This is a genomic window from Sinorhizobium sp. M4_45, assembly GCF_002885915.1.
Classification (GTDB): Bacteria; Pseudomonadota; Alphaproteobacteria; order Rhizobiales; family Rhizobiaceae; genus Sinorhizobium; species Sinorhizobium meliloti_A.
Genome location: NZ_NWVE01000008.1, coordinates 206,269 through 230,273 on the forward strand (window position 1 = coordinate 206,269; position 24,005 = coordinate 230,273).

Below are 24,005 nucleotides of genomic sequence, written 5' to 3' on the forward strand. Positions count from 1 at the left end.
ACGAGTTTCAGCTTCGACTTGGTGGTGCGAGAGTATGACGGCAATCTATCAGGCGCATGACGTAAGGGCATTTGGTTTTGTGATGGCGCGCTGCCTGATGATGGGGGGGCTGCTGTGCGGATCGTGGCTCGGCTATCCGGCGGAGGCGCTCGCCCAGACGGCAACGATCGAGCCGCTTTCACCCAAGCTTCCGGACGGCAGGCAACGCGCCTTTCCTACAGCCGAAGGCTTCGGTGCGGGCTCGCTCGGGGGGCGAGGGGGCAAAGTGCTCTACGTCGTCAACACGAACGAGGCAGGCCCGGGCTCCTTGCGTGCGTGCGTCGAAGCGTCCGGACCGCGCGTTTGCATCTTTCGTACGGGCGGGACCATCGTACTGCGCGAGAAGTCGTTGGAGGTCCGAAATCCATTTCTGACGATTGCCGGAGAAACGGCGCCGGGCGGCGGGATCGCCATTCGGAACGGAGAGACGCAAACGCGCCCTTCGATCGCAATCAGGACAAATGATGTGATCATCAGGCACATTCGTCTCCGTCCCGGTCCGCATGCGGTCGAGGCCTGTTGCTCCGGCGGCCTCGGCATGTACTCCGAGGCGGCCAAAGACATCATGCTCGATCACATCTCCGCCAGTTGGGGATCCGACGAAACGATCGATTCCGAAGATGCGAGCAATTTTACCTGGCAGTGGGGCATTGCAAGCGAACCGCTCCTGCGGGGAGGCCCCGGGAAAAAGAACCGCGCGCGTAATATGTTGTTCACAAAGGGTGGCAACGTCTCCGTACACCACTCTCTCTTTGCTTTCGGCCAGTTCAGGAACCCCCTGATTAAAATGAAAATTCACGGCGCCGTCGCGGATGTCGTGAACAACGTGTTTTTCTCGCCGAAGTGGCAATATGTCCTGAGCTTCGGCGACGAATGGGCGCGCATTCAGGCCAATGTGGTCGGCAACTACAAGATCGCGGGGGAGAAGCTGCGAAACGACCATATGGTTCACCTCTTCGAAGAAAGCGGACGCGGCCACGCGATCTACCTGAAGGACAATTACGACGAGCCCTACCGCACCGACCCCGGGCAGGATGAGAGCCTCGTTCTGGCCGAGGAGCAGAGAGGGTTTGTGTCGGCGACAGCATTCGATGCGCCGGCGGTCCGCGCCTTCGCCCCTGAAATTGCTTACGACGAGGTCCTGGCGAACGCCGGGGCCACGAAGCCGCAGCGCGATGCAGTCGATCGCCGCATTATCGATGCGGTCGAGGACCGCCGCGGACAGTTGCTCCAGAGCCACCCGCAGGATGTCGGCGGTTGGCCGGAACTCGATGCCGGCGTGCCGTACCAGGACAGCGACATGGACGGCATCTCAGACGACTGGGAAATTGAAAACGGCACCGACCCGAAAGATGCCAGCGACGGGCAGCAAGACACGGACGGCGACGGCTGGACGAACCTCGAGGCATTTCTCCACTTCATGGCGGGAGATACCGCAGGCAGGATAACGGCTGCTCACGAGTGACCGGCGCCGCCGGTTTGCTTCTGCTTCTTCTGCTTCAGGCGCGAACTCTGCGAACACCCGTATTGGCCAGCGCACCTTCTCTCCATCTTGATGGAGAGAAGGATGATCGGCATGGGTTCAAGCGACATTCGACGGACGCGTGATCGAAGCTCTTGCTGCAGGAGCGGGCAGGGGGTTGATTTCTGCGTCCGACCGTTCAGGGGATGCCCCATGGCCGCGAAGGCGATGCCAGCCGCCGGCCGGGATCCGCTTGGACGTTATGACGAAGCCCCCATAGTGGTGGCGCCGATGGATTTCGGGATTGACCTGGTTGATGACGGTGCCGATCAAATGCGCGTGGTTCATCCGGAGCTGTGCGGCAGATTCCTGCAACTGCTCTTCCGTCGTCTTGCCCCAATTGGCCATGAGGATCACCCCATCGACAAAGGGCGCCAGCCAAGTTGCATCGCCGGAGGCGAGCACCGGCGGAGCATGCAGCACGATGAAATCATATCCGCTCTGCTTGAGGTCCATGATGAGTTCACAGAGCTTGTCTGAGTCGAGTGATCTGAACGGCTCCGTCATGACGTGCGTCGCGTCGATGAACCCAAAGCCGGGCAAGGTCGGAACGGACTGCACGATCTCGCCTATGACGGCCTGATTTCTGAGGTAACGCTCGATCGTCTCAGGGGAACGTTCGAAGCGCCTCAGATAGGGAACGTTGTGACGATTGAAGTCAAGATTCACGAAGGCGGTAGGGCGACCGTCCGCTGCGGCGGCCGTGGCGATGCCCCAAGCCGTCGACGCATTCGCGACATCGTGAACGCAGGAGGTCACCATCACAATGCGGCGCAATTGCTTCGCGTCCGAGTAACGACCGGCCATATAAACCGCCCGCTCCGCTTCCGCGGACGTGAAATTGCTCCAGTCCGGTATGCACGAGGATCGCTTGGCGCCCGGAAAGGTCAGATGCTTCGGTATCCGGGGTATATAGCCGAGATTTTGGACCCGCAGGAGTTGCGCGGCACGTTGCCCGCTGCGGACACGCGTGTCGATTGTTTCCAGCAAGAGTGCGAGTACGCAGGCCAGCAGCGTGGAACCGGCGAATGCCGCCGGAATGATGAGGCCGGGCTTTGGAAAGGACGGTGAATTGGGGAGTTCCGCCGTCGACACAATCCGTGCGCTGGGTTTCAGGGACTCGGCCTCGAGGTCGGACAGAATACGCTGGACTTCATCCTCGATCATGCTGCGGATGCCTGCTATCTGCGAATCCGCATCGATCATCTGAGGGTGATTTTTGCCGTACTTGGCGGCAAGCTCGGCTTTGCTCTGCAGCAATCGGGCTTCTTCGTTCCGCAGCGTGATCAAAAGCGGCTGCGTCATGCTCTGCCGCAGGAAGGCCACTGCGCCGCCGGTGTTGAGTGCGCGTTCCTTGTCCGCGACGCGCTCATCCTGTTTGAACTCGAGCGAAGCTTCGACGTAGAGGGTGGCAATCGTGTTGGCGATCTGCTGGGCGAGTCTCGGATCCTGGTTGACCACGACTAGCCGCACGGCAAGGCTCTCGCCGGTCCGGCTTACCTCGAACTGGGACAGCAGCGCGGAGATCGCGTGATCCCGCTGTGCTTTCACATCGGGTATGACTCTGTCTGCGGTCGGTGAGCGGCGAATGCCGAGAATATTCCGGATATATTCGAGGGGACCGTTGTCGGCGCCGCTCGCCTTCTCGCCGCCTGGCGCATAAGGATTGAAGGCGGGATCTTCGATCAAATTGAGCCGGTCCACGATACGGCCGGCAAACTTTCGCGACTGCAGGACGTCCATCTCGGTTTCCGCCGCCGAGCGGTCGCGGTCGATGGATGTCAAAGCTGCATCGGTGGCAAATGGCCGGACATCCTTGCGCTCCAGAACCACCTCCGAGCTGGCCGTATAGGATTTCGGGAGCGTGAAAGACGCAACGGCAGCCAGCAAAGTGCAGCCGATGATGATTGAAGCGAGAAACCAGATCCGCCGCTTGACCACGGCCCAGAGATCGAAAAGGCCGACCGTGGGGCCGCTCTGCTGAGTGGCAAAATCGACAGTTTCACGGTGATGAGCACGGGCAGATAGGCTGCCATCGGAAACGAATGTCGTCATGGAAACCTTCTATCAAAAATTTTTTTCTTTATTCCGTTAGCTTAATTAAATATTCAATTCGGCGCAATAATTTAGTTGATTGCTAATAAACCGAAGCGGGGCCAGGGCGGCTAGCCCGATGGCAACTTGATGAACACATATTCATTGCATCCGTGCCGTCCCCCAACGGCGTAGAGGCCTCCCCCCGAATTTGCTCGCCTCAGCCCCAGGGAAGCGTTCGATCTTTTCTTGGAGCTCCGGGCGGCACGGTGCGCCGCAGCTCTACAAGGCCAAGTCCAAACGCTAAAAAGAGTGGTATCGTCCAGTATCTCGCGTACATGTGCGGATTGAAGAGAGCAATTACGAGAAAGACCAGGATCGGCGTAACCACCGCTGCGAGTGCGCGTTTGTCTCCGCCGACCTTCACGATCGCGAGGCCCAGCAGCATGCCGGCCCCGGAAAACATCATCCAGCCGATTAGGGCGGGCAATCCGCCCTCGACCCACAGGAGGAGATAAAGATTGTGAACGGGGGCGTCCTGGACGCTTCTCTCACGGAATTGATCGGCACCAATCCCGACGATCGCGATACGCTCTTCGGAAATGATGTGGAGTGCTTCCCCCATCAGTTCGGCACGCGAAACGAAGGTCCCTGCTTCGGAGATGTCGCCGGAGGATAGCGCGCCCAGAACGCGGGTCTGAAACGTCTTGGGCAGCATATCCCTACTGCCGAACAGCGCGAACCCGCCGACGACGATGGCCATACCAAGTGCCATCCGCAGGATCAGCCGCGGCGTCGAGATCAATGCAATGAAGATGGAGAGGCATAGCGCCGTTGAGAACAGACCGCTGTTGGAACTTGTCAGGACGACCGTGACGATGATGACGGCGAGGGCCGGCACGGCAAGATAGGATTTCGCGCGGCCCGAAGACCACAAGAACAGCAGGATCGGAAGTGTCAGCGCGTTTATCGACGCAGCCAGATTCGGATTGCGCAGCACGGTGGCGAGACGCTTCGCGCCAGTCACGACGCCCTTGCCGTCTCCGGGAACGTAGCCGACCGTGTAAAACGTGATGATACCATGAATGTCGATGAGGACCACGCTGACCAGGAATATGGCGGCGAACCGATAGACTTCCCTCGGATCCTCACGGATAAGGATGACCATCAGGATCATATAGGCGAAGAGATATTGCGCCATCACGATCAGTCCCCGCTGGGGGCTGCCGTTGAAGAGGCTGCCAAGCATGATCCCGACGAACAACAGGATGAACGCGAAGATCCATACCGATGTCGTCTGTTCGAGCGGCCTGCTCTTGATCCGACCGGTGATCAACAGAAGGAAGAGGCTCAGGCAAAAGAAGAAATCACTGAACGTGAAGAAAAGCTCGGAAAACCGTAAAGTCGCGTAGGGTGCCAGAAAGATACCCACGTAGACGACGCCGCGTTCGATCGCCGCCAGGTGAGTGTTCGTTCTGCTGGGCTGGCCACCAAAATAAAGTTGATGTGCCGTTCTCATACTGGCCTCCGACACGATCGCCTCACGCCGGTTTGAGGGACTACCCCGGTCACGGGCCTGCACTCGCAGAGCGCCGGATGCCGGTCACACCCATCAGTTCCTCGTAGACCGATGTAATTGCCTGCACGTGGCGCTCGAAACTGAAACGGGCGCGTACCTCTTGGCGCGCGGTTTCCACGATGTGGTCGCGAAGTGCAGCATTGCTGAACAGTGCGAGGCAGGCCTTGGCGAATTCATCCGGATCGTCCGCGCGTACGAGCATGCCGGTTTTGCCATCTTCGACCACCTCAGGATTTCCGCCGGAGTCGGCCGCGATCACGGGTGTGGCGAGCAACATGGCTTCGATAAGGGTTCTCCCGAGAGGCTCATTCACGGCCGTCACCAGCAGAGCATCCAAGCCTGCGATCCAGGGCTCTCCCGGGTAACGAAAGCCCATGAAGTGAATGCAATCCGCGATCCCGAGTGCCTCGGCACGCGACCTTGCGGCGTCGTCCAGGCCGTTGAGCGCATTTCCGAAGAACAGGCCTGCAACCTTGGTCTCAGGCGACAGCCGCTTCAGGGCAGCAACCGCTTCGACAAACAGGATCGGTCGCTTGCGATCGACCAGAGTCCCGACATAACCGAGCAGCTTCGTGTCAGGCGAGCACCCGATCGCGGCCAGCACGTTGTTGCGGGCTTCCACCCGCTCGAACCCGTCCATTTTTCTGACGTCGAAGGGACTGTGAACGACACTGCATTTGCCCGCGGCCGAGAAAAGGCCGGGGCGGGGCGATGCGAATTTCGATACGGCGACAAGGCGATTGGGAAGCCATGGCGCGACACGGCGCAGTCCGAACGAAGTCGCGTCGCCGCGATGATGCCAGAGATGCTTCGACCCTGCGACGCGCGCAGCGAGACCCCAGATGAGATGTGTGCGGCCATCATTCGTGTGTACGATCGAGGCTTTGTTCGCTCGAAGGAACGGAACAAGCGCCGGAAGTGTGCGCATGACATTGACGAGTGCGGCGCCGTTGCGCGGAGCCGCCCGCTCCAGGCGGTTCAGGACCGGAGCGGCCACGAAGTCGATACCTTCCCGGCGAAACAACTCTGCGACAGGTCCATCGGTGTGGTGCAGGACGACCAGCGGCACGAAACGCGATTTGGGTAGGTTCCGTATCAGCCCAAGCGAGGACATGTGGCTTCCTCCAACGAGGTCGCCGATGAAAGGAAAGCACACGACCGCCTGATCGCCGCCGTCTGTGCCGGGCATTTCGGGTTGGCGAAGATCAACTGCTGCAGAGTATGTCATTACCTTGGATCCCAAGAAGTGCTGAGGGTTCGACGACCGCGGCCACGCCGGATGTCATTTCTCCAGGCTTCTGTTTCTCAGCCAGTCCGTCAGATCCCTTCCAACGAGGGCGCCGAGCTTTTCGGTTTCAGGTGCGAAGTAGTCGGTCATCCGCGCGCGCAGGTCACGGCTGAGCGGTGCGTATTGAAGCTCACCGGCGATCAGCGAGCGCAGCTTCTTGAAGCCGGTATTCTGCCGGAAGGGAGCAGCCACGGGTTTCAAGGGACGCAGGAGACGACGCAGGGTGGGGTTGACGACCGGTTCCGATTTGTCCTTGACCTTTTTTGCAAGCGGCTTCAGCGGCACATCGGTTTCCAGCCCGAGGAAGCCGCGGACGCGGGCGAGTTGGACGCGGGCGTCGACCTTCAGGTCCTCGTAGAGGAGCACCAGAAGTTGCTCCATGGGGAAGCGATCGAGGTAGCGCTGCAACTGCTGAAAATATAGACCGCCGTTCAGGAAACGCCCGCCCGCTCCTTGCCGCGGATCGAGGTACTGGGCGATGTCGCGCCCGACCTCGGCGCGGCGATAAAGCATGCAATAATCGGAATAGGCACGGTCCACCGGATTGCGGAGCTGCGCTATCAGACGGGTCTGGGGCAGTTTTTTCTTTATTCTCTCCGCGGCTTCCGGCACATCCATGTAGGAGTTGGATTTTTCACCGCGCAGCCGCCGGTGCTCCTGGCCTGCGAAATGTTCCAGATACCATTCGTCGCCGCGCTCGTAATAGCGGCTGAAATAGTGCAGTTCGGGATCCGGCATGAATATGCCCGGGTCCTGCTGCAAGGATTGCTGAAGCCACGTCGTCGCGCTCTTCGTCGCTCCGATGATCAGGAAGTCGATATCGCGCATTTCCATCTTTGGCCCTTTCATCGATCGCCTCCAGGGCGATTGCACCGAAACGAACGGTTCGCCGCCCCAACAGGGGCGTTGGTCCTGGGTCAGACAGTGCTTCCGAAATTCGCAAGCGTGAACGGGGTGCAGCTACGGCCGGCCGTCGGTATGAATGTATAAGATGAGGTTCCGTGGCGAAGCAGCAGAATTTGCGCGAAAATCCGGAAAAGCGACCTCAGTTTTAAGTGTTAATCCCAGCAATATGTGAAATAAATAAAATCTGGCGGCGAATTTCACAGAAAAACAGGCTGGAGGCAAGATGCTTCTTTAACTTTGTGTTCCAAGCCTCACGGCGCAGGGGTTCGGCGGTAGCTCAGCATCATGGTGGACAACCAGATCGAGGCCATGACGATGTGGGCGACGTTCGCCCCCATCGCGCCTATGACCGGAATAAGGGTGAATGCGGTCGCATGAAAGCCGATCGCTGCGATCGTGACGCTGCGCAGAATTTCGTTTTCGCGTCCCATTGCGAGAAGTGCCGAGCGGATGACCGCACCGCATAGGGTCATGGTCACTGCGACCGACTGCACGACGACGAGGGGGCCCGCAGCTGCGAAATCAGGCCCGGCGGCCCAGGTGAGCAGCGGGCCGATCACCAGGTAAAGACTGCCGATCAGCAGCAGGCCGCAACCGAGAAGCAGTCCCTGCATCTGCGCGACCGCGCGATGGAAGGCGCCGAGGGCCTTGGTTGCCCATGCCCGAGCGAGCTCCGGATAGAGGACTGCCTGAACCTGCACGCCGGCCTGCTGCGCGATGCGGCCGATGCGTTTTGCAATGTGATACAGGCCGGCCGAGGTCGGATCGGCAAGATAGCCGACGAGCAGCGTATCGAGCTCATTTGCGCTTGAACGAATGGTGAGCGAGAGGTTCGCCGAGATCGCGAACTTCCACAGACCCGGAAACCGCTTGGTAATGCCGCGAAGCGGAGCGCCCATCAGACCCGAAAGGACGCCCTGCCGTCGCAGTTCGGCAAGCGCAAAAAGCACCAGGACGACGGTGCCGAGGATCTGAGCCGCCATCCAGATCAGCGCAAATTCGAGCAGGCCTGCGCCGGTGGCAACGCCGATGGCGCAAAGAACGACCCTCAGCACGCTCGTGACGACCTGGCCATAGGCGATCGCCATGAAGCGCCCATAGAGGCGCAGCACGGCGGTCGGCATGCCGGAGACCTGGAACGGCAGGACCGTACAGTAGAGGATTGCAAGGTTCGCCCCGTCTCCCGAAATGCCGAACCAGGGCGCGGCCACCAAAATCAGCACGACGGCAACGAGCCATCCCGCCAGGGCCGCGGAAATATCGAGCAGCAGGCCGAACTTCAGCAAGGCCCGTAGTTCGGTCGCATCGTCGGCGTTCTCCGCGAGCGAATGCGCACCATACTTGATCAGTGGTTGCCACGACTGGAAGCTTACGATTCGCTCGACTGCGCGCGTGTACGAGAAGCATAGCGCGAGGATACCGTAGCCTGCCGGGCCGAGTGCCCTGGCCGTGAGCGCAAAGCCGATGAGGCCGATGACCGAACTCAGAATGTTTCCCGTGAGCAGGTGCGCGATGCTTTGCAGGCGCTCCAGCATCGTTTTCTCTCGACTGAGAACTTGCCGCAAGCCATCGAACTTCTTGAGAAATTTCTTTCGGAACGCCACTGGAGCCGCCTGTGATTAGGGATAAAATAAATATATTCAAATGCTACGTGCGGAGCCGACAGTCATACGCCGCTCGCGGCGGACCATCCGCCCTCGACTTTTCGTATAGACTTAAGTGAATCTCGTCATTGGAAGAACCGGCGAAAGGCGTGCCGACAAGCTCGCACGCCGTCCGCACTTATTGCAAGAACCGCTATTCCCCCGCTAACGTTCTCCTCTAAAAACGCAATAGGTTTCAGTAAAGGTTTGAATTAAAATATGATTCTATATTTTGAGGGCGATGCATAAAGGATCAAATCCGACATTGAAGCCGTGAATAGCTAAAAACCTTTGACGTGACAGCGGGTCGAAGAATATAGTCGCCCAATATTTTTTGGTAGAGTTTTCTTTATTCCTTTTTTTGGAGGTCGTGAGATGGGGATTTCACCGGCCGTTTGTGGGACGATTTTGCCCCGTTGGAAGCTTGGGGCGTTCCTGCTGCTGATGGTTCTATGGGTGCTTGTGTGCCCGATAATCGGGACAATGCCCGCTCAAGCTGATGATTACCGGCTCAACTCGGGAGATGTCCTGACTTTCGACTTTCTCGACGACGCCGAGGTGCCGGTTACCGCCACCATCTCGGGCGCTGGGGCAGCGCAATTTCCGCTTATCGGCGCGGTCGACATCGTCGGGCTCACGGTACCGGAGGCCCTGGAGCGGCTTCGTGGTGAGTACCGCAGGCGCGACATTCTCGTCGATCCGAAAATCTCCCTCGAAATTTCGACCTTTCGGCCGATTTTCGTCCTCGGAGAAGTCAAGACACCGGGCTCGTTTCCCTTCTACAGCGGGTTGACGGTCGAACAGGCCATCGGTCTGGCGGGAGGCATGCAGGTCGTTGCGGCAAACGCGTCCGACCGGATCATCGCACGCGCACGGTTGCGCGGAGAGATCGAGGGTGCCAGCGCCGAGATCGTCCATGAGGCCGTTTATGCGGCAAGACTCGTGGCGCAGTTGAAATCCACCGACAAGATCGACCTTGCCGACGTCCCGGAGGTCGCACGCGACTATGTGACCGGCGTTCCGCTCGATGGTGTCATAGAGCTCGAAGAAAAGATACTGAAGGCGGATCTGGCGGCCAGCAAGTCGCAAACGCAGATCCTGACCGAGGGCATCACCCAGGCGGAGGGTGGAATTGAGATACTGAACCAACTCATCCAGCAGCAAAAGGATGTGGTGGAGAACAGCAAGGAAGACGTGGGCCGTATCGCTACCTTGCGCAAGCGCGGCCTGAACACGGAAAGCGATTTGTCTCGCGCCGAGAACAATGCCTCGGCCGAACAGGCGCAGCTTCTCGAAACCTTCGCTGCCCTTGCACGGTCGCGTCAGGAAATGAGTGAGTTGAAGCTGCAACTGGCAAAGCTGAAAGCAGACCGGGAGAAAGACATCCTTACTCAGCTTCAGGCGCGTGAGATCGCTATCAAAAAGCTGATTTCCGGAAAGCACTCCGCCGAAGAGCAGATACTCCTCATGGCGGCTGTGGCCGAGGACGAGTCCAAGAAAAATCAGATTTCATACACCTATGAGATACGCCGAAATCCAGTTGGTGGTACGCCGGCCAGCATAAAGGCGTCGCCCTTGACGCCGCTTGTTCCGGGCGACGTGCTCACGGTGGCTATTGCCGGAATGTAAGACTTAATTTCAGATATTTTAAAACACGCTTTAAGCGCCCTGCGCCAAGGGAATATTGAGTTGAAAACCTACAGAGAACCTGCGGCCGTCAGCTTTGGCTTGCCTGCATCCTTGGGATTTTACCGTCTCAAGCGTTTCCTCGATTGCCTGTTTGCCGGAACCGTTTTCGTCCTGTGCCTGCCGCTGATGGCGGTCACCGCAGCGGTCGTTTGGGCTAGCCTCGGCCTGCCGCTATTCTTCACCCAGGCGCGTGCCGGTGCGGGGATGCGCGTCTTTACCGTTGCCAAATTCCGCACGATGACGGATGCGCGGGCGCCTGACGGCACGCTTTTGCCGGATGCGATGCGGCAGACCGCCGCAACCGCTCTGTTGCGGCGGCTGCGTTTCGATGAGCTGCCGCAACTCATTGCCGTGCTTTCCGGTGACATGTCGATGGTAGGTCCGCGCCCGCTTCCTCTGGCGACCGTCGCCGGCTTCGGCGAACTCGGCCGCATGCGCTGCCGCGTCGCCCCGGGCATGACCGGCTGGGCACAGGTAAACGGCAATACGCGGCTTTCGGACGAAGAGAAGATCGCTCTCGACCTCTGGTATGTCGCACACGCCGGTCTCTGGCTGGATGCGCGGATCCTCCTGTTGACCGTGAAGACGCTGGTCACCGGCGAGCGGGTTCATGCACGGCATCTGCAAGAGGCCAGGGAGTTTGTTTCGCGCCGTCTTGGCGCGGAGACGCCGAAGGCGTGATGCGGTGGATGAGCACGCGCCAAGGCGACAATATTTTTGATCAGGAGGTTTTATGGGTGGCGGGCAGATATCTTTCGGGCGCACTCTGGTCGTGGCGCCGCATCCCGATGACGAGGTGCTCGGCGCAGGCGGGACGATCGCAAGGCTCGCGGCCGAAGGCGAAGAGGTGTTCGTCGCGGTCGTAACGGAGGGAAAGCCTCCCGCCTTCGATCCGGAGGGAACTGCCCGGATACAGGCGGAAGCGAGGCAAGCGCACCGCGCCTTGGGCGTGACGGAAACCATATGGCTCCGGCTGCCGGCGGCACAGCTTGCGGAAACGGCGCATGCGACCGTCAATGCCGCCTTGCTCGAGCTCGTTCGCCGGCTGTCGCCGCAAACCGTCTTATTGCCCTTCGTGGGCGACATGCACATGGACCATCAGTTGACCTTCACGTCGGCGCTGGTCGCCTGTCGCCCGCATCAGGCGGAGTTCCCGAAGCTCGTTCTCGCCTACGAGACCCTGTCCGAGACCAATTGGAACGCGCCCTATCTGTCTCCGGCATTCGTGCCGAACGTCTTCGTCGATATCAGTGGGTATCTCGAGGCAAAGCTCAAGGCGATGGAGATCTTTGCTTCGCAGGTACGCCAGCCGCCGCATGAGCGCTCGATTGCGACCCTCAGGGCGCTGGCGACCTTGCGCGGCGCGACCGTGATGCGGCAAGCGGCCGAAGCTTTCGTATTGGTCCGGCACGTCGTTTAGGTTGAGGAACGGCGTCACACGGAATTTCTCACTAACGCCATAAGACCCAATTCAATTCGGAGGGACAGATGGGACGCTGGCCGGTTTACGACGAGGAGCAGATCGAGGATGTCGTGTCGGTCCTCAGATCTGGCGAAGTGAATGCCTGGACGGGACCGCACGTACGCAACTTCGAGGCTGCGTATGAGCGCTTTCTCGGCGTAAAACATGCGGTGGCTCTCGCCAACGGAACGGTGGCGCTGGACCTCGCGCTCTACGCGCTCGGACTTGAGCCGGGCGATGAGGTCATCGTGACGCCGCGCAGCTTCATTGCCTCGGCCTCCACGGTGCCGATGGCGGGTGGAGTTGCGGTTTTCGCCGACGTCGATCGCGACAGCCAGAACATCACGGCGGAAACCATAAGGGCGAAGGTGACGCCGAAAACCAAGGGCGTCATCGTCGTGCATCTGGCCGGCTGGCCCTGCGACATGCCCGCCATCATGGCGCTTGCCCGCGAAAAGGGGCTGTGGGTGATCGAGGATTGCGCTCAGGCGCACGGCGCCGAAATCGACGGCCGACCGGTCGGCAGTTTCGGTGATATCGCGGCTTTTTCCTTCTGCCAGGACAAGATCATCACCACTGGAGGCGAGGGCGGGCTCGTGGCGATGAACGACGACGAGCTCTGGAAGAAGGCCTGGAGCCGGAAGGACCACGGCAAATCGTATGACGCCGTCTACAACAAGGAGCACCCTCCGGGTTTCCGCTGGCTGCATGAGTCCATCGGCACCAACTGGCGCATGATGTCGATCCAGGCGGTCATGGGATCGCGTCAGTTGCAGCGCCTGACGGAATGGCGCAGCATTAGAGCGCACAACGCGGCCATTATCGCCAGAGCGGCCGAGGAGATCGAGGCTTTGCGCACGCCTCTGCCGCCCCGTGGGATTCAGCACGCGTGGTACAGATTCTATACGTTTCTTCGGCCGGAGCGCCTGCGGCCCGACTGGAGCCGGGACCGGATCATTGCCGAAATCAACGGCGCCGGCGTCGCATGCTTCAGCGGCAGTTGCTCGGAAATCTACCTGGAAAAGGCCTTTGCGGACATCGGCATGGCCCCGGCGCAGAGATTGCCCGACGCGCGCGAGCTCGGCGAGACGAGCCTGGCTTTCCTGGTCGATCCCGCGCTCGATACGGCGGCAATGGAGAAGACGGCGCATGTTCTGCGGGAGGTGTTTGCAAGAGCCAGCATCGGCAGGCCAGCCCTCGATGCCGCGCGGCGTTAGAGCAGTTCTATCCGCAAACGGGGGCGCAGGTGCGGGGTCAGACGTTCAATCCCGTGTGGCCGACGAGACGCTTAGCGGCAACCGTCAGGTCGGCCGCGCACAAACGCTCGACCTCTGCGACCTGCGCCTCGTCCAGGTAGTCCCTGAACCCACCTGCCTTGCCACGGCGCATGCGCAGGCTTTCCACGTCGCTCCGATCATAGTCATGAGCCGGAATGCCTTCTACCCGTTCCCTGTCCTGCATGGCCTCGAAACGGCCGGCCTCGACCGCTGCCCGGAGCGCCGCTCGATCGACCGGACAGCGGAGAAATTCCAGCACCGCCTCGGTTCGTCCTTCGGTGTCGGCGGAGAGACCCTCGTAGCTCAGAACGAAGTGGGCGCGGTTGGACAAACCGGCTGCCCAGCCATTGAGATAACCGATCATCTTGGGCATGCCCTGGTCATGGTCCTTTATGAACTCCGTAAGGGTGCCGGCGAAACGGTGTTTGTGCCGGGTCGCATGGAAATAGGCCGACACGATCACGTCGCGCGGGTCTCTTACCATCATGATGACGGGGCGCCTGAGGAACAGGCTGGCGCGATGGTCCAGGTGACTGACGAGGATCGTCGGGATTGCGTCTTTCGCCTCCCGGAAGCGGTAACCCGGCATTCCGCGCACCGGGTCGAGATCGAAATTCGGTACGATCGAGAACATGTTATGAAGGTCTATCGGTTCCGGTACGCGCGCGATCGTCGCGAGATAGTGGGAAAGAACGTACCGAAACCAGGTGCGGCCGGATTTTGGATAGGAGATCAGGAAACTGTCGGCTTGAGCGGCATAGGAGGTAAGCCGTACCCGCTTCTCCACCCGACGCCATGCCCGCCTGAGAATACTTGCCATCGTCTGTCCCTCAAATTGAGTTCACCGGCGCGCGGTGCACGCATGGGTAAATGTAGTTTAGGTGCGATGATCGCGCAGAATAGAAGAATATGTCGTTTCATAAATAATTCTACATCCCATTTCATGATGGGGCGTGGATTGAAAAAAAGAAATTCTTTGCGTGTGCAGTGGTCGCGCGTCTAGTGTGCTATTGATTCTTTGAAACAATTGTTTAAGTTTACGATACCGGTCGGCCGGCGGCTGGCAATTTCAGGCATTCGTTTTAGCAATTTGAATATGAAATGAAAAACAAGCATTCTGTCAATAACGTGCTTGCATAGGGCGTGGGAGGCGCGCCCGGTAACATTCCAACCCGCATTGATGAAGATCGTGATGTTTTGCATCGCGAAGACGGAATGGAGGCACCAGATGATGTCCCTTGGGCGAAGAGAAACCGTTGCTGCGGCGGCAGCCATGACACCTGTCCGTGACGCTCGCCGGGTTTCAGGGGAGGGGTATTTCGAAATGAGCGACAGTTCGAGTTTCCCGGCGCATGAGGCGTCGAATATTTCCGGAGCGCGGATGACGATCGTCCTGCCGGGCCTCGGCGCCGGCGGTACCGAGCACGTGGTGAACCTGGTCGCCAACCATTGGGTTCGGCGCGGCTGCACAGTGACGCTCATCACCCTCGAACCGCCGAATGCGAAGCCCTATTACGCGTTGGATCCAAAGATCTCGATCGAGCGCCTCGGTCTGCCGCCTCAAAGGGCTGCCAAACTCATGGCGGGGGTTCTCGTGGTCAAGAGAATTCAACGCCTGCGGTCCGCCATTCGCCGCTCGAAGCCGGATTTCGTCCTGAGCTTCCTGACGCGGACGAATGTGCTGACGCTGCTGGCGACGATCGGACTGGCGGTTCCGGTGATCGTTTCCGAGCGCAACAATCCGGCCCTCCAGCCTTTCGGCCCGATCTGGAAATGGGCTCAGCGCCGTCTGTATCCGCGCGCGTTCGGTCTCGTGACGATGACCAGGGGCGCGCTCGACTATTTTCCGGAGAAGATGCGCAGCAGGGGGTGGGTGATCGCCAACGCCGTCGACCTGCCCGGCGAATGGCAGAAGAGACGCGGCAACAATATCTTGACCGCGGTTGGCCGGCTCACGCGTCAGAAGGGCTTCGATCTCCTGATCGAGGCCTTCGCGCGGATTGCCACGCGGCACCCAGAATGGAAGCTCGTCATCTGGGGCGAGGGCGAGGACAGGAAATCGCTCGAGGCACTGCGGGACGCGTTGGACCTGAAGGACAGGGTCGAGTTGCCGGGCGTGACGCAAAGACCGGGGCTATGGGTGGAGACGGCCGATGTCTTCGTATTGTCGTCCCGTTACGAGGGATGGGGCATCGTCTTGCTCGAGGCCATGGCTGCAGGGCTTCCCGTGGTTTCCTTTGAATGCGAGTGGGGCCCCTCGGACATGGTGAAGCATGGCGAGGACGGGATCCTCGTTCCCAGCAACGATGTGGATGCGCTTGCCGAGGCACTGTCCGGGGTGCTCGGCGACGGTGAACTCAGGGGTCGCTTGGCTACCAATGCCGAGGCGAGCGCCAAGAGATACTTGCCGGAACGCATACTTTCGCAGTGGGACGCAGTCGCGTCGTCGGCCCTGAAACACTCGGCCCGCGAACATGCCTCCACAGTCTCGGCCGCGGAAGCCGGTTCGGCTTGAGCCGGGCCATAATCCGGAGAGCCTTGCGCAGGCCCACAGCGCCGCGCCTTACCGGGCGCAAAGGTTGCTGTGGCACTTTAATCTGCTGCATGTCTCCTTTGACCGGTTGCGACCAAAGAAGACATGCATGGGCGCCGGCGCTTCGGCGCGAGACCCCGATCCTGCATCCTTCGGAGTGCAACGGGATTGCGGGGTGACGCGTATGTGTTGATATGCCACTATCATCGCCGAGTGGTCTGGCGATCAGGGGGCTATCGCATGGGTTCAGGTGTAGGGCGCGTCGCAGCAGTCGTTGTCTTTTTTCTCCAACTGATCTTTGCTTCTGCGGCTCTCTCGGCGGCTCAAGAGCCGGGGGCAGCGCCTCCGGCCAAGGTCCAGCAGCTCATTCAGCTGCTGGATGATCCCGAGGTCCGTCAATGGATCGAGACCAGGCCGGGGATCGAGACCAGGCAAGGGATCGAATCCAGGCAAGCGGCCTCCGGGCCCGTTGCCGTCACGCCGCCCCAGAGCTTCGCTTCGCGCTGGATGGCCGAGGCCAGGAGGCACCTTACTGCGCTTCTGAATGCCGCGCCGCGTGTATTGCCCGAATGGCAGGCGGCGCGAGACCGTGTGTACGGCGACATGGAGAGCCAGGGAAGATTGCCGATCATCTGGGCGTTTGCCCTGGTTCTGCTGATCGGCTACGGCGCCGAGTTCCTTGTGCGCCATCTCCTGCGGCGCAGTGCCGGCCGCAACAACGTGCAGGCAGGAAGCGGGTTGGCGGCCTTCGTTCGCATCGCGCCGCTTGTCGCCTTCGCCATTGCGGCCGTCGCTGCTTTCGTGATCGCCGATTGGCCGCGTCACCTCGGGGCAGCGGTGGCGCCGCTCCTGATCGCATGGATCGTGGCTCGACTTCTGATCGCGATCGCATCAGCCGTGTTGACGCCGGCCATCTCGGAGGGGGCGGCCACGGATCAGGCGAGGTCGTATGTATCGCTTGCTCCGCATCGTGCCCGTTACTGGCTCAGGCGGTCCGTATACTTCATCTGCACCGTCGCTTTCGTATGGGCCGTCGGCGATATGATGCGGGCGCTCGCGTTTCCCGAAGACGTGCGCGACCTCACCGGCGCGGTCCTGGGGCTCTTCGTTCTCGGACTGGCGATCGATACGACCTTGCGCCGGCCGATTGCCGAGATGGCGCCCGCGCGTCGCATCCTGCGAAACGCCTTGATCGTTTCCTTCCTGGTCTTGCTCTGGGTCTTCTGGGTTGCAGGCATGGAGGTGCTGTTCTGGCTCGGCGTCTATGCCCTCGGTCTGCCGCCTCTGTTGCGCTTCACCAGCGCCGCGACCAGAACGATGCTGGATGCTGCCGCGGCAGAGGACTTCCGCGTCCTGCGCAATGTTCTGATCGAGCGGGGGGCGAGGCTCGTGATCATCGCGCTCGCGGCCGTATGGCTTGCCATGACCTTCCGCATCGACGGCGCGCAGATGATGCAGGACGATGGCTTCAACCGCATTTTCCGCGGAGTCCTGGCCGGCATCGTCATCCTGCTGGCGGCCGATCTCGTCTGGCAGCTGGCGAAGGAAACCATCAGGGTACGCATTGCGCGCGCCAGCCTGACCGTGCAGGATTCCGCCGAGTTCGCGCGCAACACGCGCCTGCGCACGCTGCTGCCGATCCTGCGCAATTTCCTTGCGGCCTTCATCGCGGTCGTCGCCGGTATGATGGTGCTTTCGGGTCTTGGCGTCGCAGTCGGTCCGTTGATCGCCGGCGCCGGGGTTTTCGGCGTCGCCATCGGCTTCGGCTCCCAGACGCTGGTGAAGGACATCATCAGCGGCATCTTCTACATGATGGACGATGCCTTCCGGGTCGGCGAATATATACAGAGCGGCAGCTACAAGGGCACGGTGGAGTCCTTCAGCATCCGCTCCGTCAAGCTGCGACATCACCGGGGGCCGGTGTACACCGTGCCCTTCGGCTCGCTCGGCGCGGTGCAGAACATGAGCCGCGACTGGGTCATCGACAAGTTCCTGATCAATGTTTCCTATGACTCCGACGTCGCCAAGGTGAAGAAGGTCGTGAAGGGCATCGGGGCTTCCTTGCTCGAAGACCCGGAGCTCGCGCCGATGATCATCGAAACGGTGAAGATGAAAGGCGTGGAGCAGTTCGGCGATTACGGCATAACGCTGAGCTTCGCCATGAAGACCAAGCCGGGCCACCAGACCCAGGTGAGAAGAAGGGCCCAGGCCATGATCAAGGAGGCCTTCAAGACCAACGGCATCCAGTTCGCCTCGCCGACGGTCCAGGTGGCCGGAGACGACGTGCAGTCGGCGCCGGCGGCCGCTGCCGCGACGCGCGACGCGATCGCCAAGAAGAACGCGGCGCTCGCCCAGGGCGGGGAGGCAGCGGCGGAATAGCCGCGGCACTGCAGCCGCACGTCGTCGGGCCGGGGCCTGTTGACATCGCGACGGGAGGCGGGATAGCTCGCGCCGAATGAAGATCGCCTTTCATGCGCCACTGAAATCACCCGACCACCCTGTCCCTTCCGGCGACAGGCAGATGGCACGCATGCTGATCGAAGCGCTGCGGCTGGCAGGTCACGACGTCGGCATTGCCTCGGAGCTGCGCACCTTCTCGCGTGAAGCCTCGGATGCGGCATTTTCAGCGTTCCGCAGGGAGGCCGAAGGGGAGATCGCACGGCTTCGGCGGCTCTGGCAGTCGAAAGGGCCGCCCGACCTCTGGTTCTGCTACCACCCGTACTACAAGGCTCCGGATCTCATTGGTCCCGCGCTTTCGGCGGAATTCTCCATTCCATACGTTACTGCCGAGAGTTCTTATTCCTTTCGGCGCAACCTGGGGGCATGGAAACTTGCGCAAGGTGAGGTCGCCGCCGGTGCAAGGCAGGCTGCGGTCAACATCTGTTTCACCCATCGTGACCGCGAGGGTCTCGAAGAGGCGGTACCCGAAGTGCGCTCTGCGCTGCTCGCCCCTTTCATCGATGTGTCGCCGTTTCGTGACCTGCGAAGGACCGGGGCCGGCGGCAACCGCCTGCTTGCCGTTGCGATGATGCGTCAGGGCGACAAGATGGATAGTTATCGCATGCTTGCCCGCGCGCTCGCGCTCGTCGCCGATGTGCCCTGGACGCTGACGGTGGTTGGCGACGGCCCTGCACGGGCTGACGTATCGGAAGCCTTTTCGGCCTTTCCCGCAGGACGGCTGGATTGGCTTGGCGAAAGGCCGCCTCAGGCGATTCCGGAGATTTTCGCCGGCGGCGACCTCTATGTCTGGCCGGGCTGCGGGGAGGCCTACGGCTTGTCCTATCTGGAGGCGCAGGCTGCAGGCCTCGCGGTCGTCGCGCAGCGCACGGCGGGTGTGCCGGAAGTCGTACGTGACGGCGAAACGGGATATCTGACGGCGTCCGGGGACATCGACGCACTGGCGGCAGCGGTGCGGCGCTTCCTCCTGGACGGATCCCTACGGAGACAATTTGGCGAGCGCGCGCGGCGCTTCGTTTTCGAGTACCGCTCGCTTCCCGCCGCCGCCGCACGTCTCTCGGGAATCTTCGCCGAGTTCGTTGGGAGTGCGAAATGACGATCGCATCGATCTGGCAAACGCTGGCCGACAGGCTTGATCGCCTGCAGGAGGCAGGCGAATCGGTCGACTTTTGGCTGCGGGACGACGACGCCGTCGAGCCGACGACCGCGCTCCACCGATTGCTCGACCTCACCGACCGCTTTTCGGTACCGGTGACCTTGGCCGTCATACCGGCAGGTACCGATGAGCGCCTTTCGCGCTGCCTTGCCGGCCGTCCGCTTGTCGATGTTGCCGTCCACGGGTGGTCCCATCAAAACCATGCCCCCCCTACGGAAAAACGCCAGGAACTGGGAGGTCACAGGTCGCGCGAGATGATTGCGTCCGACTTGCGTGCCGGCTGGGCGCGTCTGCGCGCGCTTTATCCCGCCGCTATGGTGCCGCTCCTCGTTCCGCCATGGAACCGGATCGACCCGGGGCTGGTGCCCGGACTGCACGAGATCGGCTTTAGGGCACTTTCGGTTTTCGGACCGGAGGACCGGGCAAAATCCGCCGTGTTACGCGCTCCGGGGCTGCAGCTCATAAACGCCCATGTGGATGTGATGGACTGGCACGGCAGCCGCGGCTGCCGTCCTCATGGCGAGATTCTTCGCGACATCGATCGCCGGCTGGTTGAAATCGAGAAGGGCGGCGGGACGGTGGGAATTCTTACCCACCACCTCGTTCACGACGAGAGCGTATGGGAATTCCTATCCAGACTTTTCGACATCACCGCCTCGCACGCTGCCTGCCGCTGGCGCAGGGTTGCCGATCTTATAGATCGATGACCTGACGGTCGCACGCAGCGAAGGCACCCGAGAAGAAAGCCTGGACTTCCTGTTCCATGGCGGCGAGTGCGGCGTCGGTGCGCGACGGATCGTGGTGGAACATGGCGAGGCGCGTGACGCCGGCGGCTTTGGCGAGCTTTGATCCATGCATCCCGGTCGAGTGTCCGTAGCCGCGGAAGGTCGGCATCTCGCTTTCCAGATAGGTGCAGTCATAGATCATCAGATCGGCTCCGGCGATGAAATCGAGGAGTGCGGGGTCGAGAATCCCGGGTTCGTGTTCCGTGTCGTAGACGAGCGCGACCGCCCGTCCGCCCCATTCGATACGGTAGCCGACACATCCCCCGGGATGCACGAGGCTCATGGTGCGAATGGAAATGTCTTCTCGCGGCGATAGTGTTTCACCCGGACGGAAATCGACGGTGTCGAGGCTCGCCTGGCAGATGCCCGTTCCGACCGGGAACCATGGCGGTCTCATGAACTCGTTGATCATTTCGGCCGTGGACATCGTGCCGTGGAGATGGCCGGACCAGAAGCGGACGGCGGAGCTGCAGCGGTAGATCGGCTTGAAATAGGGCAGGCCGATGATGTGATCGTAATGGGTGTGGGTGAAAAAAACGTCGAATTCGGCGATACCTTCGGACATCAGCGACAGCCCGGCCTCGCGCAGGCCCGAGCCCGCGTCGAATATCAGCACCTCTTTGCCGCAGCGAATTTCGATGCAGGGCGTGTTTCCTCCGTAGTGCAGGAACTGCTCGCCGGATACCGGCAAGCTGCCTCTTACGCCCCAAAACTTCACTCGAAATGTATCGTCCTGCATTCCGTTCCGGCTTTATCCTGCCTGCCGTAGCATTTTGCCCGGGCGTAGTGATTAGACAAGCACAAATCATGAGGGTCCTGCAATGCCATTGGCGCCGTCGCACACGCATTGCATGGCGAGAAGAGAAATCTATCCATCGAAGCGAAGGTGCTTTATCCGTCGTAATCGGCTGAAAATCGCTCCAGCCTGGAAATCAGCAACAGATGTCGCCTCTAGGAGTTTGGCAACGATGGTGCAGCCGGCCGACAGGGAATTTTATGCGGGCCTTCCTCTTTTCGAGGCATTCGAAGGGGTCGCCGACGAGGCCAACTACCGGCCCTTGCCCGACGGCTGGTGGCTCGCCGTTGCCGATATCGTCAATTCGACGGGAGCGATCGCCGAAGGGCGATACAAAAGCGTGAACATGGCGGGCGCGAGCGTCATCTCGGCGCTCATGAACGGGCTCGACGAGAAAAACCTCGCCTTCGTCTTCGGCGGTGACGGGGCGCTCGCCGCCGTGCCCGGAACGCTGGCGGCAAAAGCGAAGGACGTGCTCGCCGCGGCCAAGACATGGGTGGCGGAGGAACTGGGCCTTGAGCTTCGCGCCGCAATCGTCCCGGTATCCGACGTGCGCGCCAGCGGGTTCGACATGCGTGTCGCCCGCTTCAAGGCGAGCGAGGAGGTCTCCTACGCCATGTTTTCCGGCGGTGGTGCCAGTTGGGCGGAAGCGGAAATGAAGGCGGGCCGCTACCAGATCGAGGCCGCGCCGCCCGGCACGAGACCCGACCTGACAGGATTGTCATGCCGCTGGAATCCGATCGTCTCGCACCACGGAGCGATCGTCTCCATTATCGCGGTGCCGGGGGAGCGCGGCATCGGTCCCGAATACCAGGCGCTGATCGGCGACATCGTGTCCCTGGCCGAGGGGGAGGAGCGAGGCGGGCACCCGGTACCGGAAAAAGGACCCGAGCCGCACCTTTCCGTGCGCGGCATTACGGTGGAATCGCGCGCCGTCGCGCCGAGGGGCCGGCGCTTCCTCGCCTGGTCCTTCGTTGCGGCGCAGAGCCTTGCACTGTTTCTCTGTTTCAGGCTCGGCATCAATTTCGGACCGTTCGACGTCAAGCGATACGCGCGCGACCTCGCCAGCAATTCGGACTTCCGCAAGTTCGACGACGCGCTGAAGATGACGATCGACGTCAGTCTCGAGCGGCTGCGCCGTATCGAGGAACGGCTGACGCAGGGCGCGGCGGCGGGCATATGCCGCTACGGGCTTCACCGGCAGGATTCGGCGCTGATGACGTGCATCGTTCCGAGCCCGATGAGCAGGGACCACATGCACTTCATCGACGGTGCGGCCGGCGGCTACGCAGTGGCCGCCCGGAACCTGAAGGCCGGTCTTTCCGAAGGGGACCTGTCACGCGTCGGGGATATTCCCCCCAGGGTCAAGCCTTGACGATGTGCTCGGCAGCAAGGCCGTGGCGCGCGAAGACGTTGCGCGTGTCGACGATCAGCGGCGCCCAGTCGGCAAGCGCGGCATAGTCCACCGCGTCGTGGTCGGTCGCGATAAGCACGGCATCGAAGCCGCGAACCGTCGCTTGGTCGAAGACGACCGACCGCCGGCCCTTCAAGGCCATGTGTTCTCGGGTCGAGGGAATTTCATCCACATGGGGGTCGTAGAAGGCGGCCCTGCCGCCACGCTCCTCGATGAGCTCTATCAGCTTCAGGGAGGGGCTTTCACGAATGTCCGGAACATTCTTCTTGTAGGCGAGGCCGATGACGAGCACCGCCGAGCGGCTGAGCGCCTTGCCCTCCCGCCGGTCGAGCGCCTCGGCCAGCCTTGCCACAACGTGACGGGGCATTGCCGAATTGATCTCCCCGGCGAGCTCGATGAAGCGCGTCGGCAGCTCGTACTCCCGGGATTTCCATGTCAGATAAAACGGATCGATTGGAATGCAGTGGCCGCCGAGCCCGGGTCCCGGATAGAAGGGCATGTAGCCGAAGGGCTTGGTCTTGGCGGCATCGATCACCTCCCAGACATCGATGCCCATCGCCTCGTAGACGACCTTGAGTTCGTTCACGAGGGCGATGTTGACGGCGCGGAAGATATTCTCGGTCAGTTTCACCGCCTCTGCGGTCGCGTTGGACGAAACCGGAACCACCGTCGTGACCACGGCGGCATAGAACCGCTCCATCAGCGTTGCCGCCATTGGGCCGTCTCCGGCCACGACCTTGGGGATGCTCGTGGTCTCGTAAGCGCGATTGCCCGGGTCTTCCCGCTCCGGCGAGAATCCGATGAAGAAGTCGGCGCCGGACTTGAGCCCCGTTTCCTCCAGGATGGAGCGCACGATACCGTCGGTGGTGCCGGGATAGGTGGTCGATTCCAGAACGACGAGCTGACCCGGCCGCAAGCGGTCAGCGATCTCGCGCGACGTATTCTCCACGAAGGAGAGGTCGGGATCGCGGTGCCTGGTGAGCGGCGTCGGCACGCAGATGATGATGACGTCGCAAATGCCAAGGTCCGAAAAGTCGGTCGTGGAGCGGAACCGCCCGGCGCCGGCTTCGCGGGCAAGCGCCGCGTCCGAAACCGCTTCGATATAGGAGCTCCCGGCGTCGAGCGCGACGATCTTGCCCGGGTCTATGTCGAAACCGGTGACATGGAAGCCGGAGCGCGCGATTGCGACGGCAAGCGGCAGGCCGACATAGCCGAGGCCGATGACGCCGACGCGGGCGGTGCGGTCGGAGATCGATTCGAGCAGCCTGTCGTGATGCGCAGAGGTCAAGATTGGCTTCCAGTTCTGTTGCCGGGAGGGCCGCTTCAGCGATCCGGCTGCGGAGCCCGGTGCCGTTTTGTTGGCGGGAAAGCCGCCGCAAGTCAAGCGCGGCGCGCCGTCAGCGAAGCCGCGCGCCTCAAGGCCTG

Annotated in this window: 19 protein-coding genes; 10 read left to right on the forward strand and 9 right to left on the reverse strand. The window is 61.3% G+C overall.

Annotation, left to right across the window (positions count from 1 at the left end; genetic code table 11):
- The first annotated feature begins 34 nt into the window (after positions 1–34).
- Positions 35–1,504, forward strand: a complete 1,470-nt coding sequence (locus CN933_RS21905) for a pectate lyase (protein WP_180980776.1) — start codon at positions 35–37, stop codon at positions 1,502–1,504.
- Positions 1,505–1,621: 117 nt separating this feature from the next.
- Here CN933_RS21905 and CN933_RS21910 read toward each other — a convergent pair whose 3' ends face one another.
- The 5 genes from CN933_RS21910 to CN933_RS21930 all read right to left on the reverse strand — a co-directional run bounded on the left by CN933_RS21910 (position 1,622) and on the right by CN933_RS21930 (position 8,972).
- The gene (locus CN933_RS21910) at positions 1,622–3,616 is read right to left on the reverse strand and encodes a polysaccharide biosynthesis tyrosine autokinase (RefSeq protein WP_102762346.1); all 1,995 of its coding nucleotides are present in this window, start codon (positions 3,614–3,616) and stop codon (positions 1,622–1,624) included.
- Positions 3,617–3,815: 199 nt separating this feature from the next.
- Positions 3,816–5,129, reverse strand: a complete 1,314-nt coding sequence (locus CN933_RS21915) for an O-antigen ligase family protein (protein WP_102762347.1) — start codon at positions 5,127–5,129, stop codon at positions 3,816–3,818.
- 34 nt (positions 5,130–5,163) lie between these two features.
- Positions 5,164–6,402: a glycosyltransferase family 4 protein gene (locus CN933_RS21920; RefSeq protein WP_102762348.1), complete on the reverse strand. Its 1,239-nt coding sequence runs from the start codon at positions 6,400–6,402 to the stop codon at positions 5,164–5,166.
- Between the two features lie 54 nt (positions 6,403–6,456).
- Complete coding sequence (locus tag CN933_RS21925; RefSeq protein ID WP_102762349.1) at positions 6,457–7,296, reverse strand: sulfotransferase family protein; 840 nt, start codon at positions 7,294–7,296, stop codon at positions 6,457–6,459.
- 323 nt (positions 7,297–7,619) lie between these two features.
- On the reverse strand, positions 7,620–8,972 hold the full coding sequence (locus tag CN933_RS21930; RefSeq protein ID WP_180980777.1) for a lipopolysaccharide biosynthesis protein: 1,353 nt from the start codon (positions 8,970–8,972) through the stop codon (positions 7,620–7,622).
- 414 nt (positions 8,973–9,386) lie between these two features.
- Here CN933_RS21930 and CN933_RS21935 point away from each other — a divergent pair, with 414 nt between their 5' ends.
- The 4 genes from CN933_RS21935 to CN933_RS21950 all read left to right on the forward strand — a co-directional run bounded on the left by CN933_RS21935 (position 9,387) and on the right by CN933_RS21950 (position 13,379).
- Positions 9,387–10,640 (forward strand): polysaccharide biosynthesis/export family protein, encoded by a 1,254-nt coding sequence (locus CN933_RS21935; RefSeq protein WP_102762351.1) that lies wholly within the window; start codon positions 9,387–9,389, stop codon positions 10,638–10,640.
- Positions 10,641–10,700: 60 nt separating this feature from the next.
- Positions 10,701–11,381 carry a sugar transferase gene (locus tag CN933_RS21940; protein ID WP_026168818.1) on the forward strand — a complete coding sequence of 227 codons (681 nt, stop codon included), beginning with the start codon at positions 10,701–10,703 and terminating at the stop codon, positions 11,379–11,381.
- 52 nt (positions 11,382–11,433) lie between these two features.
- Positions 11,434–12,120: a PIG-L deacetylase family protein gene (locus tag CN933_RS21945; protein ID WP_018097107.1), complete on the forward strand. Its 687-nt coding sequence runs from the start codon at positions 11,434–11,436 to the stop codon at positions 12,118–12,120.
- A 68-nt stretch (positions 12,121–12,188) separates the two neighbouring features.
- Positions 12,189–13,379, forward strand: coding sequence for a DegT/DnrJ/EryC1/StrS aminotransferase family protein (locus tag CN933_RS21950; RefSeq protein WP_102762352.1), 1,191 nt, complete (start codon positions 12,189–12,191; stop codon positions 13,377–13,379).
- Between the two features lie 37 nt (positions 13,380–13,416).
- On the opposite strand, the gene CN933_RS21955 is transcribed toward CN933_RS21950, so the two are convergent.
- Positions 13,417–14,259: a sulfotransferase domain-containing protein gene (locus CN933_RS21955; RefSeq protein ID WP_018097105.1), complete on the reverse strand. Its 843-nt coding sequence runs from the start codon at positions 14,257–14,259 to the stop codon at positions 13,417–13,419.
- Positions 14,260–14,438: 179 nt separating this feature from the next.
- Positions 14,439–14,714: a hypothetical protein gene (locus tag CN933_RS31585; RefSeq protein ID WP_180980778.1), complete on the reverse strand. Its 276-nt coding sequence runs from the start codon at positions 14,712–14,714 to the stop codon at positions 14,439–14,441.
- Between the two features lie 49 nt (positions 14,715–14,763).
- On the opposite strand from CN933_RS31585, the gene CN933_RS21960 reads away from it, so the two are divergent.
- From CN933_RS21960 to CN933_RS21975, 4 genes are all read left to right on the forward strand, one after another.
- On the forward strand, positions 14,764–15,954 hold the full coding sequence (locus CN933_RS21960) for a glycosyltransferase family 4 protein (RefSeq protein ID WP_180980779.1): 1,191 nt from the start codon (positions 14,764–14,766) through the stop codon (positions 15,952–15,954).
- Positions 15,955–16,212: 258 nt separating this feature from the next.
- Positions 16,213–18,351, forward strand: coding sequence for a mechanosensitive ion channel family protein (locus CN933_RS21965; RefSeq protein ID WP_102762353.1), 2,139 nt, complete (start codon positions 16,213–16,215; stop codon positions 18,349–18,351).
- Between the two features lie 76 nt (positions 18,352–18,427).
- A complete protein-coding gene (locus CN933_RS21970) occupies positions 18,428–19,525 on the forward strand; it encodes a glycosyltransferase family 4 protein (protein ID WP_102762354.1) in 1,098 nt (365 codons plus the stop codon).
- Positions 19,522–20,292: a polysaccharide deacetylase family protein gene (locus CN933_RS21975; RefSeq protein WP_102762355.1), complete on the forward strand. Its 771-nt coding sequence runs from the start codon at positions 19,522–19,524 to the stop codon at positions 20,290–20,292. Before CN933_RS21970 ends, CN933_RS21975 begins: the two co-directional genes overlap by 4 nt.
- Here the strand turns inward: CN933_RS21975 and CN933_RS21980 are convergent.
- Positions 20,279–21,109 carry an MBL fold metallo-hydrolase gene (locus CN933_RS21980; protein WP_102762356.1) on the reverse strand — a complete coding sequence of 277 codons (831 nt, stop codon included), beginning with the start codon at positions 21,107–21,109 and terminating at the stop codon, positions 20,279–20,281. The two genes, CN933_RS21975 and CN933_RS21980, sit on opposite strands and share 14 nt — an antisense overlap.
- A 229-nt stretch (positions 21,110–21,338) precedes the next feature.
- Here CN933_RS21980 and CN933_RS21985 point away from each other — a divergent pair, with 229 nt between their 5' ends.
- Positions 21,339–22,541 carry a DUF3095 domain-containing protein gene (locus CN933_RS21985; protein WP_102762357.1) on the forward strand — a complete coding sequence of 401 codons (1,203 nt, stop codon included), beginning with the start codon at positions 21,339–21,341 and terminating at the stop codon, positions 22,539–22,541.
- Here the strand turns inward: CN933_RS21985 and CN933_RS21990 are convergent.
- Complete coding sequence (locus tag CN933_RS21990) at positions 22,531–23,868, reverse strand: nucleotide sugar dehydrogenase (RefSeq protein WP_026168815.1); 1,338 nt, start codon at positions 23,866–23,868, stop codon at positions 22,531–22,533. The two genes, CN933_RS21985 and CN933_RS21990, sit on opposite strands and share 11 nt — an antisense overlap.
- Between the last annotated feature and the right edge of the window lie 137 nt (positions 23,869–24,005).

Excerpts from the sequence above, each read along its gene's own strand:
- CN933_RS21905 (WP_180980776.1), top strand. The coding sequence starts at position 35 with ATGACGGCAATCTATCAGGCGCATGACGTAAGGGCATTTGGTTTTGTG.
- CN933_RS21910 (WP_102762346.1), bottom strand. The coding sequence starts at position 3,616 with ATGACGACATTCGTTTCCGATGGCAGCCTATCTGCCCGTGCTCATCAC.
- CN933_RS21920 (WP_102762348.1), bottom strand. The coding sequence starts at position 6,402 with ATGACATACTCTGCAGCAGTTGATCTTCGCCAACCCGAAATGCCCGGC.
- CN933_RS21925 (WP_102762349.1), bottom strand. The coding sequence starts at position 7,296 with ATGGAAATGCGCGATATCGACTTCCTGATCATCGGAGCGACGAAGAGC.
- CN933_RS21935 (WP_102762351.1), top strand. The coding sequence starts at position 9,387 with ATGGGGATTTCACCGGCCGTTTGTGGGACGATTTTGCCCCGTTGGAAG.
- CN933_RS21945 (WP_018097107.1), top strand. The coding sequence starts at position 11,434 with ATGGGTGGCGGGCAGATATCTTTCGGGCGCACTCTGGTCGTGGCGCCG.
- CN933_RS21950 (WP_102762352.1), top strand. The coding sequence starts at position 12,189 with ATGGGACGCTGGCCGGTTTACGACGAGGAGCAGATCGAGGATGTCGTG.
- CN933_RS21955 (WP_018097105.1), bottom strand. The coding sequence starts at position 14,259 with ATGGCAAGTATTCTCAGGCGGGCATGGCGTCGGGTGGAGAAGCGGGTA.
- CN933_RS31585 (WP_180980778.1), bottom strand. The coding sequence starts at position 14,714 with ATGGCTGCCGCCGCAGCAACGGTTTCTCTTCGCCCAAGGGACATCATC.
- CN933_RS21960 (WP_180980779.1), top strand. The coding sequence starts at position 14,764 with ATGAGCGACAGTTCGAGTTTCCCGGCGCATGAGGCGTCGAATATTTCC.
- CN933_RS21965 (WP_102762353.1), top strand. The coding sequence starts at position 16,213 with ATGGGTTCAGGTGTAGGGCGCGTCGCAGCAGTCGTTGTCTTTTTTCTC.
- CN933_RS21970 (WP_102762354.1), top strand. The coding sequence starts at position 18,428 with ATGAAGATCGCCTTTCATGCGCCACTGAAATCACCCGACCACCCTGTC.
- CN933_RS21975 (WP_102762355.1), top strand. The coding sequence starts at position 19,522 with ATGACGATCGCATCGATCTGGCAAACGCTGGCCGACAGGCTTGATCGC.
- CN933_RS21980 (WP_102762356.1), bottom strand. The coding sequence starts at position 21,109 with ATGCAGGACGATACATTTCGAGTGAAGTTTTGGGGCGTAAGAGGCAGC.
- CN933_RS21985 (WP_102762357.1), top strand. The coding sequence starts at position 21,339 with ATGGTGCAGCCGGCCGACAGGGAATTTTATGCGGGCCTTCCTCTTTTC.